This window comes from Saccharopolyspora sp. ID03-671 (genome assembly GCF_045278815.1).
In the GTDB taxonomy this organism is placed as follows: Bacteria; Actinomycetota; Actinomycetes; order Mycobacteriales; family Pseudonocardiaceae; genus Saccharopolyspora; species Saccharopolyspora ipomoeae.
On sequence record NZ_CP134054.1, the window covers coordinates 3,333,971 to 3,349,489 of the forward strand.

The 15,519-nt window shown below is 70.3% G+C and carries 17 protein-coding genes; 7 read left to right on the forward strand and 10 right to left on the reverse strand.

Annotated features, from left to right (window positions below; all coding sequences use genetic code 11):
* Positions 1–88 precede the first annotated feature (88 nt).
* Together REH65_RS15270 and REH65_RS15275 are read left to right on the forward strand one after the other, a co-directional pair.
* Positions 89–1,831, forward strand: a complete 1,743-nt coding sequence (locus REH65_RS15270) for an MFS transporter (RefSeq protein ID WP_406693170.1) — start codon at positions 89–91, stop codon at positions 1,829–1,831.
* A 9-nt stretch (positions 1,832–1,840) separates the two neighbouring features.
* Positions 1,841–2,317, forward strand: a complete 477-nt coding sequence (locus REH65_RS15275) for a DUF2771 family protein (RefSeq protein WP_281456942.1) — start codon at positions 1,841–1,843, stop codon at positions 2,315–2,317.
* A gap of 212 nt (positions 2,318–2,529) precedes the next feature.
* Here REH65_RS15275 and REH65_RS15280 read toward each other — a convergent pair whose 3' ends face one another.
* A complete protein-coding gene (locus REH65_RS15280; RefSeq protein ID WP_281456943.1) occupies positions 2,530–2,925 on the reverse strand; it encodes a cold-shock protein in 396 nt (131 codons plus the stop codon).
* 239 nt (positions 2,926–3,164) lie between these two features.
* Between REH65_RS15280 and REH65_RS15285 the strand changes: the two genes are divergently transcribed.
* A complete protein-coding gene (locus REH65_RS15285) occupies positions 3,165–3,371 on the forward strand; it encodes a hypothetical protein (protein WP_406692924.1) in 207 nt (68 codons plus the stop codon).
* On the opposite strand, the gene REH65_RS15290 is transcribed toward REH65_RS15285, so the two are convergent.
* Positions 3,368–3,985 (reverse strand): HAD family hydrolase, encoded by a 618-nt coding sequence (locus REH65_RS15290; RefSeq protein ID WP_406692925.1) that lies wholly within the window; start codon positions 3,983–3,985, stop codon positions 3,368–3,370. The genes REH65_RS15285 and REH65_RS15290 overlap by 4 nt on opposite strands.
* 107 nt (positions 3,986–4,092) lie before the next feature.
* Here REH65_RS15290 and REH65_RS15295 point away from each other — a divergent pair, with 107 nt between their 5' ends.
* Positions 4,093–5,055: a R2-like ligand-binding oxidase gene (locus tag REH65_RS15295; RefSeq protein ID WP_406692927.1), complete on the forward strand. Its 963-nt coding sequence runs from the start codon at positions 4,093–4,095 to the stop codon at positions 5,053–5,055.
* A 234-nt stretch (positions 5,056–5,289) separates the two neighbouring features.
* Here REH65_RS15295 and REH65_RS15300 read toward each other — a convergent pair whose 3' ends face one another.
* The 5 genes from REH65_RS15300 to REH65_RS15320 are packed head-to-tail and all read right to left on the reverse strand — an operon-like array spanning position 5,290 to position 9,120.
* The gene (locus REH65_RS15300; protein WP_281456947.1) at positions 5,290–6,090 is read right to left on the reverse strand and encodes an HAD-IIA family hydrolase; all 801 of its coding nucleotides are present in this window, start codon (positions 6,088–6,090) and stop codon (positions 5,290–5,292) included.
* The gene (locus REH65_RS15305; protein WP_406692928.1) at positions 6,081–7,160 is read right to left on the reverse strand and encodes a sulfate/molybdate ABC transporter ATP-binding protein; all 1,080 of its coding nucleotides are present in this window, start codon (positions 7,158–7,160) and stop codon (positions 6,081–6,083) included. Before REH65_RS15305 ends, REH65_RS15300 begins: the two co-directional genes overlap by 10 nt.
* Positions 7,157–7,927: an ABC transporter permease gene (locus tag REH65_RS15310; protein WP_406692929.1), complete on the reverse strand. Its 771-nt coding sequence runs from the start codon at positions 7,925–7,927 to the stop codon at positions 7,157–7,159. The genes REH65_RS15305 and REH65_RS15310 overlap by 4 nt, the downstream gene beginning before the upstream one ends.
* A gap of 20 nt (positions 7,928–7,947) precedes the next feature.
* Entirely contained in the window at positions 7,948–8,718 is a 771-nt protein-coding gene (gene modA, locus REH65_RS15315) for a molybdate ABC transporter substrate-binding protein (protein ID WP_406692930.1), read from the reverse strand.
* Complete coding sequence (locus tag REH65_RS15320; protein WP_281456951.1) at positions 8,719–9,120, reverse strand: molybdopterin-binding protein; 402 nt, start codon at positions 9,118–9,120, stop codon at positions 8,719–8,721.
* 161 nt (positions 9,121–9,281) lie between these two features.
* Between REH65_RS15320 and moaA the strand changes: the two genes are divergently transcribed.
* The 3 genes from moaA (at position 9,282) to REH65_RS15335 (ending at position 11,968) form a co-directional block, all read left to right on the forward strand.
* Positions 9,282–10,340, forward strand: a complete 1,059-nt coding sequence (gene moaA, locus REH65_RS15325) for a GTP 3',8-cyclase MoaA (protein ID WP_281456952.1) — start codon at positions 9,282–9,284, stop codon at positions 10,338–10,340.
* Positions 10,341–10,345: 5 nt separating this feature from the next.
* Positions 10,346–10,654, forward strand: coding sequence for a MoaD/ThiS family protein (locus tag REH65_RS15330; RefSeq protein ID WP_406692931.1), 309 nt, complete (start codon positions 10,346–10,348; stop codon positions 10,652–10,654).
* A 726-nt stretch (positions 10,655–11,380) separates the two neighbouring features.
* Positions 11,381–11,968 (forward strand): transglycosylase family protein, encoded by a 588-nt coding sequence (locus REH65_RS15335; protein WP_406692932.1) that lies wholly within the window; start codon positions 11,381–11,383, stop codon positions 11,966–11,968.
* A gap of 190 nt (positions 11,969–12,158) precedes the next feature.
* On the opposite strand, the gene REH65_RS15340 is transcribed toward REH65_RS15335, so the two are convergent.
* The 3 genes from REH65_RS15340 to REH65_RS15350 form a co-directional block, all read right to left on the reverse strand.
* Complete coding sequence (locus tag REH65_RS15340) at positions 12,159–13,100, reverse strand: molybdenum cofactor biosynthesis protein MoaE (RefSeq protein ID WP_406692933.1); 942 nt, start codon at positions 13,098–13,100, stop codon at positions 12,159–12,161.
* 164 nt (positions 13,101–13,264) lie between these two features.
* Positions 13,265–13,747: a cyclic pyranopterin monophosphate synthase MoaC gene (moaC, locus tag REH65_RS15345; protein ID WP_281456956.1), complete on the reverse strand. Its 483-nt coding sequence runs from the start codon at positions 13,745–13,747 to the stop codon at positions 13,265–13,267.
* A 131-nt stretch (positions 13,748–13,878) separates the two neighbouring features.
* Positions 13,879–15,333, reverse strand: coding sequence for an NAD-dependent malic enzyme (locus REH65_RS15350; RefSeq protein WP_406692934.1), 1,455 nt, complete (start codon positions 15,331–15,333; stop codon positions 13,879–13,881).
* Positions 15,334–15,519: the final 186 nt, after the last annotated feature.

Consider the following 15,519-nt stretch of genomic DNA (forward strand, 5'->3'; position numbering starts at 1 on the left):
CCGCCTCCTTCTTATTCGTGAGGGCGAACTGCGACGGGCTCGCCCGCAACCCGGTCGTGGCGAAGGGAGGTGGGGCAGGATGGCGGACATGGGGACGCGGGGACGTGACCAGCGGTCGGACGAGCCGCGGGGTCGGCCGGGCTGGGGCGCCGGGCAGCGCGGGAAGCGCGGTTGGTACGCCGACCGGCAGCGGTCCGGGCAGCGGTTCGAGCCGCCCCACGCCGACCAGCCCCACGAGGCCGAGCAGCCCCGCCAGGCCGAGCAGCCCCGCCAGACCGAGCGGCCCCGCCAGACCGAGCGGCGCCGTTATCCCTGGCAGGACGACCCCGACTACGACGACCGGCCCGGCGGCACGAGCCCGCTGCCGCCGCTGCCCGACGACCACTCCGCCGCGCCGGAGGACTCCGCGGAACCGGAGCAGCCCGAGGCGCGGGAACGTCGCGGGACGGCGCCGCCGAAGAAACTGACCGTCACCCGGGTCGCCGCGTGGCGCAGCAAGGACCTGACCCAGCGGGTGGTGCGGCTGTTCTTCTCGCTGGCGCACGCCGACGGGGCCGACCGGTCCGGGCTGGCCAAGTTCACCTACGCGTGGATGGGCAACTACGCGGTCGACGCGGCGATGGCGGTCGCGCTGGCCAACACGCTGTTCTTCTCGGCGGCCACCGCCGAGAGCAAGGACAAGGTCGCGCTGTACCTGCTGATCACGGTCGCGCCGTTCGCGGTGATCGCCCCGGTGATCGGCCCCGCCCTGGACCGCCTCCAGCAAGGCCGGAGGGCCGCGCTGGCGGCGTCGTTCGCGGTGCGCGTGGTGCTGGCCGCGGTGATGGCGCTGAACTTCAACAGCTGGCTGCTCTACCCGGCCGCGCTGGGCTGCATGGTGCTGTCGAAGTCCTTCGGCGTGCTCAAGGCGGCGATGACGCCACGGGTGCTGCCCGGCCAGATCACCCTGACCAAGGCCAACTCGCGGCTCACCGCGTTCGGTCTGGCGGCGGGTGGCGCGTTCGGCGCGATCGCCTCCGGTTTCGCCTGGCTGTGGGGGTCGGAGGGCGCGCTGTGGTTCATGGCCGCGATGGCCGCCGGGGGCGTGTGGCTGTGCCTGCGCATCCCGGGCTGGGTGGAGAGCACCGAGGGCGAGGTCCAGACGTCCATCGGTGATCCGTTGCTCGGTGATCGGGGGCGCTCCCGCAAGGTGGCGCTGAGCGATCACGTCGTGGTGGCCCTGTGGGGCAACGGCGGCATCCGCGTGCTCACCGGGTTCCTGACGCTGTTCGCCGCTTTCGTGATCAAGCACGACACCCAGCACGACCCGTTCACGCAGCTGGTGCTGCTGGGCCTGGTTGGCGGCGCGGCCGGGGTCGGCAGCTTCCTGGGCAACGCGCTGGGCTCGCGGATGACGTTCGAGAAACCGGACCGGCTGATCATCGGCTGCCTCGGAGCGGCGATGGGTGTGGCGGCCTGCGCCGCCGCCCTGGCCGGGCTACCGCTGGCGGTGGTCGTCGGCCTGGTCGGCGCGACCGCCTCGGCGCTGGCGAAGGTGTGCCTGGACGCGGTGATCCAGCGGGACATGCCGGAGGCCTCGCGGGCCTCGGCGTTCGGCCGCTCCGAAACGATCCTGCAGCTGAGCTGGGTCTTCGGCGGCGCGCTCGGCGTGCTGCTGCCACCGGTGTACTGGATCGGGTTCCTGGTGGTGGCCGCGCTGCTGGCCCTGGTGCTGTCGCAGACGGTCGTGCGGGGCCGCGGCGGCACGCTGATCCCGGTGATCCCGCTGCCATCGCGGCTGCGGCGTTCGGCGAGCGCACCGGCCACCGCCCGGTCGACCACCGGCCCGTAGGCTCTGGCCGTGCATCGTGGACTGAAGCCGCTGCTGGCGGTGGCCGCTGCCGGGCTCGCCGCCGGCTGCTCCTCCCCCAGCCAACCGCAGGTGACCTTCTACTCGCACGGGGACTCGGTGGCCGTCGACGCCGCCCAGTACTGCGACCCGACCGGTGACCAGTGCTCTCCCCCGAACCAGGAGGCGGTGGGTGAGCTGCGGATGGTCGATCGCGACCCGCTGCAGATCTCGGTCCCCGCCGAGGTCGCCAACGCGCCGTGGCAGGTGGTGTTCCTCTACCAGGGTCTCGACGGCAAGCAGCTGGACGGCCGCAGCCCGGTGTTCACGCCGAACTCGCGCCACTCGTACACGCTGCAGCTGCCGCCGGACGGCGCCCGCATCGAGCACGTCGAGGTCCAGCAGTTCTCGGCGGTGCTCACCCAAGGCGCCGACGGCGGAGTCGACTTCGGCATCGGCGGCAGCTGGGTCCTCGACGTCAAGCAGTGAGGCCGCGCGTCAGGAAAGCGCCGGAAGCGCTTTCTCAGCACCCCACCTGAGGCACTCGCACCGCCGCGGGTTCTGACACGTCTTCTGGGGAGGACAGCCGAAGCGCCGTGTATTGGTCACACATCAGTCTCGGATCCCGGAGCCAGAAGGCGTGTCAGGTTCCGCTACCCGCACCGCCGAGCAAGAAGACCACGGAGTCTTCCTGAAACCGGTCAGTTGCCGCCCGGGTCGAGTTCTCGGGCCACGGCGCGGACCACTTCGCCGATGCGCTTGGACGTCTTGCGGTCGGGGTAGCGGCCTCGGGCCAGATCGGGCTGGACCTTCAGCTCCAGGAGCTTGATCATGTCCTCGACCATGCCGTGCAGCTCGTCGGCGGGACGGCGGCGCGCCTCCGTGACCGAGGGCAGCGGGTCCAGTAACTTCACCTTCAACGCCTGCGGGCCGCGTCGACCCTGCGCCATGTCGAAGTCGACGCGCTGGCCGGTCTTGAGCGCATCCACACCAGATGGCAACGCGGAGGAACGCACGTACACGTCCTCCCCGCCATCCTGGGTCAGGAAGCCGAAGCCCTTGTCCGAGTCGAACCACTTGACCCTGCCGGTCGGCACTGTCCTCACCGTTCCCTGTCGAATGCGCGCTGACCCGCTCGCGGGCCACGATCCCTGCCGTTGTTCCCACCGCAACGCGGCAAACGCCCCGTCACGACGAAAGCGCCCCGTTAACGCCACGCAGGTGCGCGCGCCGGGACGCGTCCCACCAAGCGTACCGCGAAGGTGGACCACGTCACCCATCCTTGTCGACCCAGACCGGTTGCAGCCGTTGGTGCTGCTGTGAATACGCTGCTCACATGGCGAGCAACTCACCCAGATCCGCAGTGCTTCCGGTCGCGATGGCGATGTTCGGCGTCGGCCTGCTCGCCATCATCGTGATCTTCGCGCTCTTCGCCACCGGTCATCAAGACCTCCCGGCGTGGGTCAGCCTCGCGACCCTGCTGTGCCCGGCGGGCCTGATCTTCGGCGTGATCGCGACCGTGGTGCGCGCCCGCCGGAGCTAGACGCGGGCCGCCAGCCAGGCCGGGAACTCGGTGAGGTCGTTGAGCGCCACGTCGGCTCCGGCGTCGCTGAGCTCGGCGGTCGAGTAGGGGCCGGTGGCCACGGCGACCGCGGTGGCTCCGGCCGCGTGCCCGCCGACGATGTCGCCGAAGTGGTCGCCGACGTAGATGCTCGCGCCCTCGGCCAGCAGCACGTCGCCCTTGCCCGCGCCGAACACGCCGCCGGCGAGCCGGTCGACGTTCCAGCCCATCGCCTTGAGGTGCAGCGCGGCGTTGGGCTCGTACTTGCCGGTGACCACCAGCGTCCGCCCGCCCGCGGCGCGCACGGCTTCCAGGGCCTCGGCGGCGCCCGGCAGGGCGATCGTCTCGCCGATGACGACGGTCGGGTAGATCGCGCGGAAGTGGGTGACGAGCCGCGCGACCATCGGCTCGTCGAAGCCGTATCCGCGCAGCACGTCCTCCAGGGGCGGCCCCAGGTTCGACGCGAAGTGCTGCCCGTCGAGCTCGGTGCCGAACTCCTCGTTGAGGGCCTCGAAGGCGCGGACCATGCCGGGCCGCGGATCGATGAGGGTCATGTCCAGGTCGAATCCGACCGTGAGTGCGTTGCGCTCGTCCATCGCGGCCAGCCTACGGATACGCGCGCGGCGAACTTGACGCGAAACTGTCCGGTACCGAAACTGGCTGGAGTAGCGCACCTCACACCACGGCGAGCCGGAGTCGTTCAATGACGAGCACGCACCCCGCCCAGCGCGAGAGCTTCCACTCCCTGCAAGCACGCGGCCTGAACTGGGAATCGCTGCCGCTGCGGCTGTTCTCCAAGGGCAACGCCCGCTTCTGGAACCCGGCCGACATCGACTTCACCCAGGACGCCCAGGACTGGCAGCAACTCACCGACGACGAGAAGCGCGGCGTGGCCGGGCTGTGCGCCCAGTTCATCGCCGGCGAGGAAGCCGTCACCGAGGACCTCCAGCCGTTCATGGCGGCGATGGCCGCCGAGGGCCGCTTCGGCGATGAGATGTACCTCACCCAGTTCTGCTTCGAAGAGGCCAAGCACACCCAGGTGTTCCGGCTGTGGATGGACGCGGTCGGCCTCACCGACGACCTGCACGAGTTCGTCGCCGAGAACCCCGGCTACCGGGAGATCTTCTACAAGGCGCTGCCGGAGACGCTGCAGGCGCTGCACACCGACCCCAGCCCGGAGAACCAGGTCCGCGCCTCGGTCACCTACAACCACGTGGTCGAGGGGACGCTGGCGCTCACCGGCTACTTCGCCTGGCACAAGATCTGCGTCAGCCGCGGCATCCTGCCGGGGATGCAGCAGGTCATCAAGCTCATCGGCGACGACGAGCGCAGGCACATGGCCTGGGGCACCTTCACCTGCCGCAGGCACGTGGCCGCCGACGAGCGCAACTGGGCGGTCGTCGAGGACCAGATGGCGACGCTGCTGCCGCACGCCATCGCCCAGGTCCAGTGGCAGCCCGCCGACGCCCCGGAGGAGCTGCCCTTCCAGCTCGACAAGGAGGAGCTCACCGCCTACGCGTCGGACCGCGCGACCCGCCGACTCGGCGCGATCTCCAGCGCCCGCGGCATGCCGCTGGCCCAGATCGACGTCGACGCCGAACCCGAAGCCCTCGAAGACCGCTTCGGCGCCGAAGACGCAGCAGAACTCGACAAGCTCCGCACCTGACCCGGTGCAGTTCTCATGAAAACCGCACCAGGTCAACACAAGACGATTCCCGTCGAAGACGTGATGTTGACGGCGAAGTTTTCATGAAAACTTCCCCCACCTCCGAACACCCCACAAGGCACTCGTCACGCCTGGTGGGGTCGTCGGGTGGGGACAGTTTTCATGAGAACTGTCCGTTCTCCGGGTTCCGTGGGTGGCGAAGTTTTCATGAAAACTTCGCCACCACGAGCGGGGTCAGGCTTGGAAGGGGTCCGTGACGTGGTCTCGGAGGTCGGCGATGGAGCGGACGACCTTCGTCGGGCGGTACGGGAACAGCTCCGCCGTGTCCTGATCGGAGATGCCGGACAGGACCAGGATCGTCTGCAGCCCCGACTCCAGGCCGGAGCGGACGTCGGTGTCCATCCGGTCGCCGATCATCAGCGTGTTCTCCGAGTGCACGCCCAGGTGGCGCAGCGCGGAGCGCATCATCAGCGGGTTCGGCTTGCCCACGTAGTACGGGGCGCGGCCGGTGACCCGCTCGATCAGCGCGGCGACGGCACCGGTGGCCGGCAACGTCCCCTCGCGGCTCGGCCCCTTCTCGTCCGGGTTGGTGGCGATGAACCGGGCACCGTTCTCCACCAGCCGGATGGCCTTGGTGATGGCCTCGAAGCTGTAGGTGCGCGTCTCGCCGAGGATCACGTAGTCGGGGTCCCGGTCGGTGAGCACGTAACCGATGTTGTGCAGCGCGGTGGTCAGCCCGGATTCGCCGACGACGAACGCCGAACCGCCGGGGCGCTGCTGCTCCAGGAACTGCGCCGTGGCCAGCGCGGACGTCCAGATCGCCTCCTCCGGGATGTCCAGCCCGCTGCGCAGTAGCCGGGCACGCAGGTCCCGTGGGGTGTAGATCGAGTTGTTGGTGAAGACCATGAACGGGATGCCGTTCTCCCGAAGAGCGGCCACGAACTCGTCCGCGCCGGGCACCATGTGCTCCTCGTGGACCAGCACGCCGTCCATGTCCATCAGGTACGTCCAGGTGGATGGCTCAGTCACGCCCATGATGATCCTCCGGGAACGGGGTGTATGGCCACCTCGGTAGCCTTGATCACGAACCACACGTCCTCACCTGCGGAAAGTCCGAGCTCGGCGACGGCCGCCGGGGTGACGTCGGCGGCGGGACCGCTCTCAGCGCGCACCCGGACGACGTCGCCGCGCGGTTCCAGGGCCGCGACGGTGACCGGCAGCGCGTTGCGCGGGCTGCCGTGCGGGCGCTCCCGGTGCACGGCCACCGCCGCCGGGGCGAACACCGCCGCGGCCGGTTCCCGGACGTCGAGCTCCTCCACGACCCGGCCGCTGATGATCTCGTCGCCGATCCGCACTCCCCCGTCGACCGCGGTGCCCGCGAGCAGGTTGAGCCCGGCCAGGCGTGCGGTGAAGGCCTCGCGCGGCCGGGACAGGACCTCGCTGGTCCGGCCCTGCTCGACGATCCGCCCGTCGCGCAACACCAGCAGCCGGTCGGCCAGCACCACGGCGTCGAGCACGTCGTGGGTGACCAGCACCGTCGGCATTTCCTGGCGGCGCAGCACCTGGTGCAGCAGGCCGCGCATCGCCGGGGCCGCGTCGACGTCCAGCGCCGCCAGCGGCTCGTCGAGCATGAGCAGCCGGGGGTCACCGGCCAGCGCGCGAGCCAGCGCGACCCGCTGCGCCTGACCGCCGGAGAGCCGCGCGGGACGGCGTCCGGCCAGCTCGGCGACACCGGTCTCGACCAGCCAGTGCTCGGCGATCTCCCTCGCCCGCGCCTTGCTCGCGCCCGCCGCGCGGGGCCCGAAGGCGACGTTGTCGCGCGCGGTGAGGTTCGGGAACAGCAGCGGTTGCTGCGCCAGCAACCCCACACCGCGCCGGTGGGTGGCGACGTGGACGCGGCGCTCGGTGTCCAGCCACGGCGTCCCGTCCAGCTCGACGACGCCCCGATCCGGCACCAGCTGTCCGGCCAGCACCGACAGCAGCGTCGACTTCCCGGCGCCGTTGTGCCCGAGCACCGCCAGCACCTCGCCGGGGGCCACCTCGAAGTCGGCGCGCAGCGAGAACTCCGCGCGGTGCAGCTCGACGTCCACCCTCAGGCCGCTCACAACCGTCCCTCCACAGCTCTCGGGCGGGCGATCACGATCACCAGCAGGGCAACGACCACCAGCAACAACGACATCGCCACCGCAGCGTCCACATCGGACTGGGCGGTGGTGTAGATGGCCAGCGGCAGGGTCCGGGTGCTGCCCTGCAAGCTGCCCGCGAAGGTGATCGTGGCGCCGAACTCGCCCAGCGCGCGGGCGAACGTCAGCACCAGGCTCGACCCGAGCGCGGGCAGCAGCAGCGGCAGCGTGACCCGCCGGAACGCCAGCCACGGGCCCGCGCCCAGCGTCGCCGCGACCTGCTCGTAGCGGCCCCCCGCGGTGCGCAACGCCCCTTCCAGCCCCACCACCAGGAACGGCATCGCGACGAACGTCTGCGACAGCACGACCGCCGCGGTGGTGTAGGGCAACCGGACCCCGGCCACCGCCAGCACGCCGCCGAGCGGCCCGGTCCGGCCCAGCAGGTAGAGCAGCGCGAGACCGCCGACGACCGGCGGCAGCACCAGCGGCAGCAGCACCAGCGCCCGCACCACGCGCAGCCCGCGCATCCGGGAGCGGGCCAGCACGACCGCCAGCGGCACCCCGAGCAAGGCGGCCAGCGCGGTCGCGATCAGGCCCGTGACCACCGACAACCGCAGCGCGTCCAGCGCGGAAGGGCTCAGCAGCAGCGCGGGCAGCCGGGCCGGTTCGACCCGGGTGAGCAGGCCGAACACCGGCAGCGCCACCAGCGCCAGCGCGAGCGCCGCAGGCGCCCACAGCACGGCGGGCACCTGCGGCGGATGACGCCTGATCACGGAACGTCGAAGCCGTGCGCGCCGAGGACCTCGTGGCCGACCGGACCGCGCACGAACGACACGAACTCGTCGGCGGCCTGCGGCTGCTGCGAGTCCTTGACGGTGGCGATCGGGTAGCTGTTGACGACCTGCGGCGACTCCGGGAAGTCGATCACCTGCACCTGGTCCCCCGCCGCCTCGGCGTCGGTGACGTAGACCAGACCGGCATCGGCCTCGCCCGCGACGACCTTCTGCAGCACCTGCTTGACGTCGTTCTCCTCGCTGACCGGCTGCAACCCGACCCCGGCGGCCCGGGCGACCTTCTGCGTCGCCGCGCCGCACGGCACCTGAGGTGCGCAGACGACCAGCTTCTTGCCGCCGAGGTCGTGCAGCGAGGTCACGTGGCCGGGGTTGCCGGGAGGCACGACCAGGGTCAGCCGATTGGTGGCGAAGGTCTGCGGCGACGAGACGAGATCGGCGACCTTGGCCATGTTCTTGTCGTCGGCGGAGGCGAACACGTCGCCCGGGCGGCCCTGCTTGATCTGCTCCGCGAGCGTCGAGGAGCCCTGGTAGTCGAACCGCACCTCGACGTCCGGGTGCTCGGCGGTGAACCGCTTCCCCAACTCGTCGAAGGACTCGGTCAGCGACGCCGCGGCCAGCACGGTGACCGTCTTCCGCTCCGCGGGTGCCTGGCCTGGCTGCACCTCCTGGCCTGGCTGGGCCTGCCCGCAACCCGCCAGCAGGGTCAGCGCGAGCATCCCGCCCGCGATCATCTTGAGCTTCGACATTCAGCCCTCTCCCGGTGTCTCCACCACGACGTTGGTCGACTTGACCACGGCCACCGCGAGCGACCCGGGCACCAGCCCGAGTTCGCGGACCGCCTCGGTGCTCATCAGCGACACCACCCGGTGCGGACCGCACTGGATCTCCACCTGCGACATCACCTTGTCCGAGACGATCTCGGTCACCAGCCCCACCCAGCGGTTGCGCGCCGAGCGCCCGACGGCCGACGGGTCCGGCGCGGACCGGGCCTGGTCGCGGGTGAACTCGGCGAGCGCGGCTCCGTCGACGACCAGCCGTCCGGCCGAGTCGCGCTCCGCGGGCAACTGCCCGCCGTCGACCCAGCGGCGAACGGTGTCGTCGCTGACGCCGAGCAGCGAGGCTGATTCTGCGATCCGATAGTGCGGCACGCGCACGACGATACTTCCGCAGATACGGCGAAACTAGGCCCTCTCGACCCGCGAACTCGGATCGTTAACCTCCGCCGCACCCCTGTTGACCAGCGCTCTTGGCGGGCTCGAATCCTCGCGCGCGATCGAAAATCGTCGGTGCGAGGAGATAGGGTCGAGTTGTGAACGCGGTGGACTTGGGAATCCCGCTCGTGCGCCGCTCGACCGACTCCTCCGAACGGCCGGACACTCCGGAACTGGTGGACCGCTTCGGCCGGGTGGCGACGGATCTGCGCGTCTCCCTGATCGACAAGTGCAACCTGCGCTGCACCTACTGCATGCCCGCCGAGGGGCTGCCGTGGCTCAAGCGCGACGAGATGCTCGACACCGACGAGATGATCCGGCTGATCCGGATCGCGGTCGAGGAGCTGGGCGTGACCACGGTGCGCTTCACCGGTGGTGAGCCGCTGTTGCGCCAGGACCTGGTCGACGTCATCGCGGCGACCTCGTCGCTGCCGAGCAGGCCCACGACCTCGCTGACCACCAACGGCATCAACCTCGGCGGGTTCGCCGAGAAGTTGGTGACGGCCGGGCTGAACCGGGTCAACGTCTCGCTGGACACCCTGGACCGAGCGGTGTTCAAGGAGCTGACCAGGCGCGACCGGATGCAGGACGTGCTCGACGGGCTCGCGGCGGCCAAGACGATGAAGCTCGAACCGGTCAAGGTCAACGCGGTGCTGATGCGCGGCGTCAACGAGCACGAGGCCCCGGACCTGCTGCGCTACTGCATCGAGCGCGGGTACCAGCTGCGGTTCATCGAGCAGATGCCGCTGGACGCCCAGCACGAGTGGGACCGCGGCGCGATGATCACCGCCGACGAGATCCTGGAGATGCTGAGCAGGGACTTCACGCTGACCCCGGACGTCGCCGAGCGCGGGTCGGCCCCGGCCGAGCGCTGGCTGGTCGACGGCGGCCCGGCCACGGTGGGCGTGATCGCCTCGGTGACGAGGCCGTTCTGCGCGGCGTGCGACCGCACGCGGTTGACCGCCGACGGGCAGCTACGCTCGTGCCTGTTCTCGACGACGGAGACGGACCTGCGCGGACCCATGCGCGAAGGGGCCACCGACGCCGAGCTGATCCGGCTGTGGCAGGGCGAGATGTGGGCCAAGGCCGCCGGGCACGGGATGGACTCCGGCGAGTTCGCCCAACCATCCAGGCCGATGAGCGCAATCGGGGGTTAGCGGAGATGACCGCGGTGTCGGAGCAGAGCACCGGTCCGGCGGAGGGCGCCGTCTCGGTGCAGGTCCGCTATTTCGCCGGCGCCCGCGCGGCGGCCGGCGTCCCCGAGGAGACGCTGCTGCTGGCCCGCCCGGCGGGCGCGGCGCCGACCGTCTCCGACGCCATCGCGGCGGCGCTGAACCAGCACGACGAGAAGCTCGCCAAGGTGATGCCGGCGTGCAGCTTCCTGCTGGACGGCGTGGCCGTGCGGGACCGCGGCACGCTGATTCCCGCTGACGCCACGCTGGACGTCCTGCCGCCGTTCGCGGGCGGCTGAACCCCCCGCGCACTGTTTCTTCTGCGCGCGTGCGGGTGCGCGCGAATACAACATGCCCTGGCGTGTCGTACAGCCTCGTCCGGGTGACTTTCCGGTTGATTCTTCCCTCATTCGATCTTGGTCCGCGGGGCGCTCTCCGGAGCCCCCGCCCGACCGCTTGAACGCCACCCGATCCAGCGACTAGACCACTCACGGTCCGTCAGAATGTGAACACGCATCGCGTTGGCGCTCTGCCACCCGTGTCCCCCACGACCCGGGGTGGCCCACGGGCGCTCGACGGTTGGTGACGGCGTGACGGGGGTTCCCCAGTGGGAGCATCGAGGTGACCCAAGCCTCACTTACGGTGATCGATATCAGCCCGGAAACGGTCCGATAACGACGCTCTGATCAGGCAAAATGATCGGGATCGCCACCCCTTCGGCCGGTGTTACTGTGACCAGCGTCACATGGTAGAAGATTTCCGATCTTCGGATTGGTTACGTAGTGTCGCTCCTCGGTCGGCCCCGAACCGATCAGCAAGGAACCCGAGAGCCCGTGGCGCCGAGCCTGTCCAGCGGGCCCTCACCCCGAAAACGAAAACGAACCGGACAGGAACGAGGGACATCTCAGGGCTCCCCGAAAGCTCCGAGATGCCGCCGGCTCCCCCGAGACCGGCGGGCACGGACCCGGCTCCACCCGAAGGAGCCAGACGAGGGTTCGACCCGAGGCGCGGCTGGAGAGAGGGACATGGGCAAGCACCGCAAGCCTTCGAGTACCAAGCGCAACTTCGCCCGGATCGCCGTTGCCGGCGCTGTGGTCGCCACCCCGATCGCGATCGCCGCACCCGCCAACGCAGCGGACTGGGACACCCTCGCGCAGTGCGAGAGCAGCGGTAACTGGAGCGCCAACACCGGCAACGGCTTCTACGGCGGCCTCCAGTTCACCCCGTCGACCTGGGCCGCTTACGGCGGCAGCCAGTACGCCAGCAGCGCCCACAACGCCACCCGCGAGCAGCAGATCGAGGTCGCGGAGAAGGTTCTGGCCTCGCAGGGCAAGAACGCGTGGCCGGGCTGCAGCGCGAAGCTGAACTGGACCAGCGGCTCGACCAAGTCGAGCACCAAGACCGAGTCCACGCCGAAGAAGAAGACCACCACGACGACGACCAAGTCGACGGTCAAGGCGGACGGCGCGGACTACACCGTGAAGGTGGGCGACACCCTGGGCAAGATCGCGCAGCAGTTCGGCGTGAACTACCAGGACATCGCGAGCAAGAACTCCAGCGTCATCAGCGACCCGAACCTCATCTTCCCGGGTCAGAAGCTCGACGTGAAGTAAGACTGCGCGGTCAGGCATCCCCCAACGCCGACCGGCAAGAGAAGCACGCGCCGTCTCCCCCGACACAGCACGTGCTTCGCCAGGAGAACCCCTCCACCGCAACGCCCCCAACGCGGTGGAGGGGTTCTTCTCGTGCAGACGGAAGTCCGAATTACCAGCAACGACGAGGCAGGGACGGCAACGGAAACCCCTAGGGGCAGTTGACCCATTCCTCGGAGTTGTCGTCGAAGACCTGCCGCTTCCAGATGGGCAGCCGCCGCTTCACCTCGTCGACGAGCTCGGAGCAGGCGTTGAAGGCCTGCTTCCGGTGCTCGGCGGCGACGGCGCACCCGAGCGCCACATCCCCGATCTTGAGCATCCCGATCCGGTGCGACGTGGCGATGGCCCGAACGCCCTCGAACCGCCCGGCGATGTCGGCAGCGACTTCCTGGATGACGTCCTGGGCGATGGGGTGCCCGGTGTACTCGAGTTCGAGGACGCCGCGTCCGCCGTCGTGGTCGCGGACGACCCCGTTGAAGGTCACGACGGCCCCGGCGGCGTTGTGCTCGACGAGCCTGGCGAGGGCCTCGACGTCGATGGCCTCGTCGACGACGTCGGCCCGGAGGACGTCGGCCGCGGTGCGGGCGGCCCCGGGGTGGGTGGACGCGGTGCCGGAGCCGGGGTGGTCGCCGCCGTGGAGCTGGTCGACGGCGTGGTCGAGGACGCCTCCGAGCACGCCGAGACCGTCCTTGACGCCGCCGGTGGAGCCGGGGAGGTTCACGATCAGGGTGCGACCGCTGACGCCTGCGAGGCCGCGGGAGAGCACGGCGGTGGGGACCTCGGGCAGTCCGGCGGCGCGGATGGCGTCGGCGAGCCCGGGGACCTGGTGGTCGAGGACTCCGGCGGTGACCTCGGGGGTGCGGTCGGTGGGGTTGATGCCGGTGCCGCCGGTGGTGATGACGACGTCGACGCCGCCGTTCACGGCGGTGCGCAGCTGGTCGCCGACCGGATCGCCGTCGGGGACCACGAACGGGTCGGGAGTGTCGTAGCCCCGGTCGCGCAGCCACTGGACGATCACGGGACCGGTGCGGTCCTCGTAGATCCCGGCTGCGGCGCGGTTGGACGCGGCGACGACTCGCGCGGTCCTCGTCATGGAGACCTCCCGTGGTTTTCCCGGTCCTGGTGCAACGACGACCAGTGACTGATTAGTCCCTGCTGCGAAAGGCGGCGGAGCCGCTGCTCCAGGTGTGGGGCTCAGCCCGCACCGCCGCAGGTTCTGCCACTGGCACCGCCACGCAAATCAACCGCGAACCATTCCTAGTCCGCTTCGCGCTCCCAGAGGCCGGTCTTGCCGCCCTCCTTGCGCTCGACCTGGACCTGGTCGAGGACGGCGCCGGGGTCGACGGCCTTGATCATGTCGTGCAGCGCGAGCCCGGCGACGGCGACCGCGGTCAGCGCCTCCATCTCGACGCCGGTGCGATCGGTCGTCTTGACCGCGGCGGTGATCCGGACGTCGGTGTCGCCGAGTTCGAGCTCGACCTTGGCGCCGGAGATCGCGATGGGGTGGCACAGCGGGATGAGATCGGGGGTGCGCTTGGCGCCCATGATCCCGGCGAGCCGCGCGGTGGCGATGGCGTCGCCCTTGGGCAGCCCGTCGCGGCGCAGCAGCGCGATCACCTCGGCGGTCGTGCGCACGACCCCGCTGGCCACTGCCCTGCGGGCGGTGGCGTCCTTCTCGGACACGTCGACCATGCGCGCGGCCCCGGCCGCGTCCACGTGCGTGAGCTCCTCCTGCGCCATGCCCCCGAGCCTAGAGGACCCGCATCCCCCGACCGAGTGCAGGCGACGTCGAAAACCCCGGCGTTCGTCGCGCGAGAACCGGGTTCTCGACGCGATGGATGCCGGGGTCTTCGACGCGGTGGTGGGAGGGGTCAGAAGTCGAGGTCTTCGGCCATGCTCCAGGGGAGGGAGGAGCCTCCTCGGGAGGTGGTTTCGGCTGGCTTGGCGGCGAGGGCCGCCTTCTTGACGGCGTCCGCGACCGCCGGGGCGACCGCGCTGTCGAAGACGCTGGGGACGATGAAGGAGGCGTTGAGGCGCTCGCCGTCGACGACGTCGGCGATGGCGTTGGAGGCCGCGAGCATCATGTCGTCGGTGATCTCGTGGGCGTGCGCGTCGAGCAGACCGCGGAAGACGCCGGGGAACGCCAGCACGTTGTTGATCTGGTTCGGGTAGTCGCTGCGCCCGGTGGCCACGATGGTGGCGTGCTGCTGGGCCTCCAGCGGGTCGATCTCCGGGTCCGGGTTCGCCAGCGCGAACACGATCGCGTCCGAGTTCATCGTGGCCACGTCGTCGGCGGAGAGCAGGTTCGGCGCCGAGACGCCGATGAACACGTCCGCCTCGCGCACCGCGTCGGACAGCGTGCCGGTGCGGCCCTCGGTGTTGGTGGTGGCGGCGATGTTCCGCAGGTTCTCGTCGGTGTCGCCGCGCCCGGTGTGCACGATGCCGTTGATGTCGACGGCGATGATGTCGGCGGGCTTCTTCTTCTGCAGCAGGCGGATGATCGCCGAGCCCGCGGCACCGACGCCGCAGACCACGATGCGGCAGTCGGAGATGTCCTTCTCCACCACGCGCAGCGCGTTGCGCAGGGCTCCGAGCACGACGATGGCGGTGCCGTGCTGGTCGTCGTGGAAGACGGGGATGTTGAGCTTCTCGCGCAGCCGGGCCTCGATCTCGAAGCAGCGCGGCGCGGCGATGTCCTCCAGGTTGATGCCGCCGTAGACCGGGGCGATGAGCTCGACGGCGCGGATGATCTCCTCGGTGTCCTGGGTGTCCAGGCACACCGGCCAGGCGTTGACGCCGGCGAACTTCTTGAACAGCGCCGCCTTGCCCTCCATGACCGGCATCGAGGCCTCGGGGCCGATGTTGCCCAGGCCGAGCACGGCCGAGCCGTCGGTGACCACGGCGACCGCGTTGCGCTTGATGGTCAGGCGGCGGGCGTCGTCGGGGTTCTCGGCGATCGCGGTGCACACGCGGGCGACGCCGGGCGTGTAGGCGCGGGAGAGGTCGTCCCGGTTGGCGAGGGCGACGCGGGAGTTGACCTCGATCTTGCCGCCGAGGTGGACCAGGAAGGTCCGGTCGGAGACCTTGCGGACGCGGACCCCCGGCAGCGCCTCGAGGATCTCGGTGACCTCGCCTGCGTGGTCGGCGGACTGCGCGTTGCAGGTGATGTCGACGACGATGCGGTCGGCGTGCGACTCGACGACGTCGAACGCCGTGATCACCCCGCCCGCTCGACCGATCGCGCTGGTCAGGTCACCGGCGGCGGTCGTCGACGGCGGCGCCTCGACGCGAACGGTGATCGAGTACCCAGGACCTGGAACCGGCATTGGCACACCCCTGTCGAGCGAACGGCTATGGACGTGGGTGCCGTTCTCCAGCGCCCTCGCAGCAGATCAACTGCCCAGGACGCAAGCCCCTCGATCCCGCTAAGCGGCCGGAACTTCACCCAGCACGAAAAAGCCTAAAACTTTTTCGACTGTGAGCTAGATCCGGTCCGCTACTCACCGGTCAGC

Bases quoted from the DNA above. Each gene is read 5' to 3' on its own strand.
- REH65_RS15270 (WP_406693170.1), top strand. From the start codon at position 89: ATGGGGACGCGGGGACGTGACCAGCGGTCGGACGAGCCGCGGGGTCGG.
- REH65_RS15285 (WP_406692924.1), top strand. From the start codon at position 3,165: ATGGCGAGCAACTCACCCAGATCCGCAGTGCTTCCGGTCGCGATGGCG.
- REH65_RS15290 (WP_406692925.1), bottom strand. From the start codon at position 3,985: ATGGACGAGCGCAACGCACTCACGGTCGGATTCGACCTGGACATGACC.
- REH65_RS15295 (WP_406692927.1), top strand. From the start codon at position 4,093: ATGACGAGCACGCACCCCGCCCAGCGCGAGAGCTTCCACTCCCTGCAA.
- REH65_RS15300 (WP_281456947.1), bottom strand. From the start codon at position 6,090: ATGGGCGTGACTGAGCCATCCACCTGGACGTACCTGATGGACATGGAC.
- modA (WP_406692930.1), bottom strand. From the start codon at position 8,718: ATGTCGAAGCTCAAGATGATCGCGGGCGGGATGCTCGCGCTGACCCTG.
- REH65_RS15330 (WP_406692931.1), top strand. From the start codon at position 10,346: ATGACCGCGGTGTCGGAGCAGAGCACCGGTCCGGCGGAGGGCGCCGTC.
- REH65_RS15335 (WP_406692932.1), top strand. From the start codon at position 11,381: ATGGGCAAGCACCGCAAGCCTTCGAGTACCAAGCGCAACTTCGCCCGG.
- REH65_RS15340 (WP_406692933.1), bottom strand. From the start codon at position 13,100: ATGACGAGGACCGCGCGAGTCGTCGCCGCGTCCAACCGCGCCGCAGCC.
- moaC (WP_281456956.1), bottom strand. From the start codon at position 13,747: ATGGCGCAGGAGGAGCTCACGCACGTGGACGCGGCCGGGGCCGCGCGC.
- REH65_RS15350 (WP_406692934.1), bottom strand. From the start codon at position 15,333: ATGCCGGTTCCAGGTCCTGGGTACTCGATCACCGTTCGCGTCGAGGCG.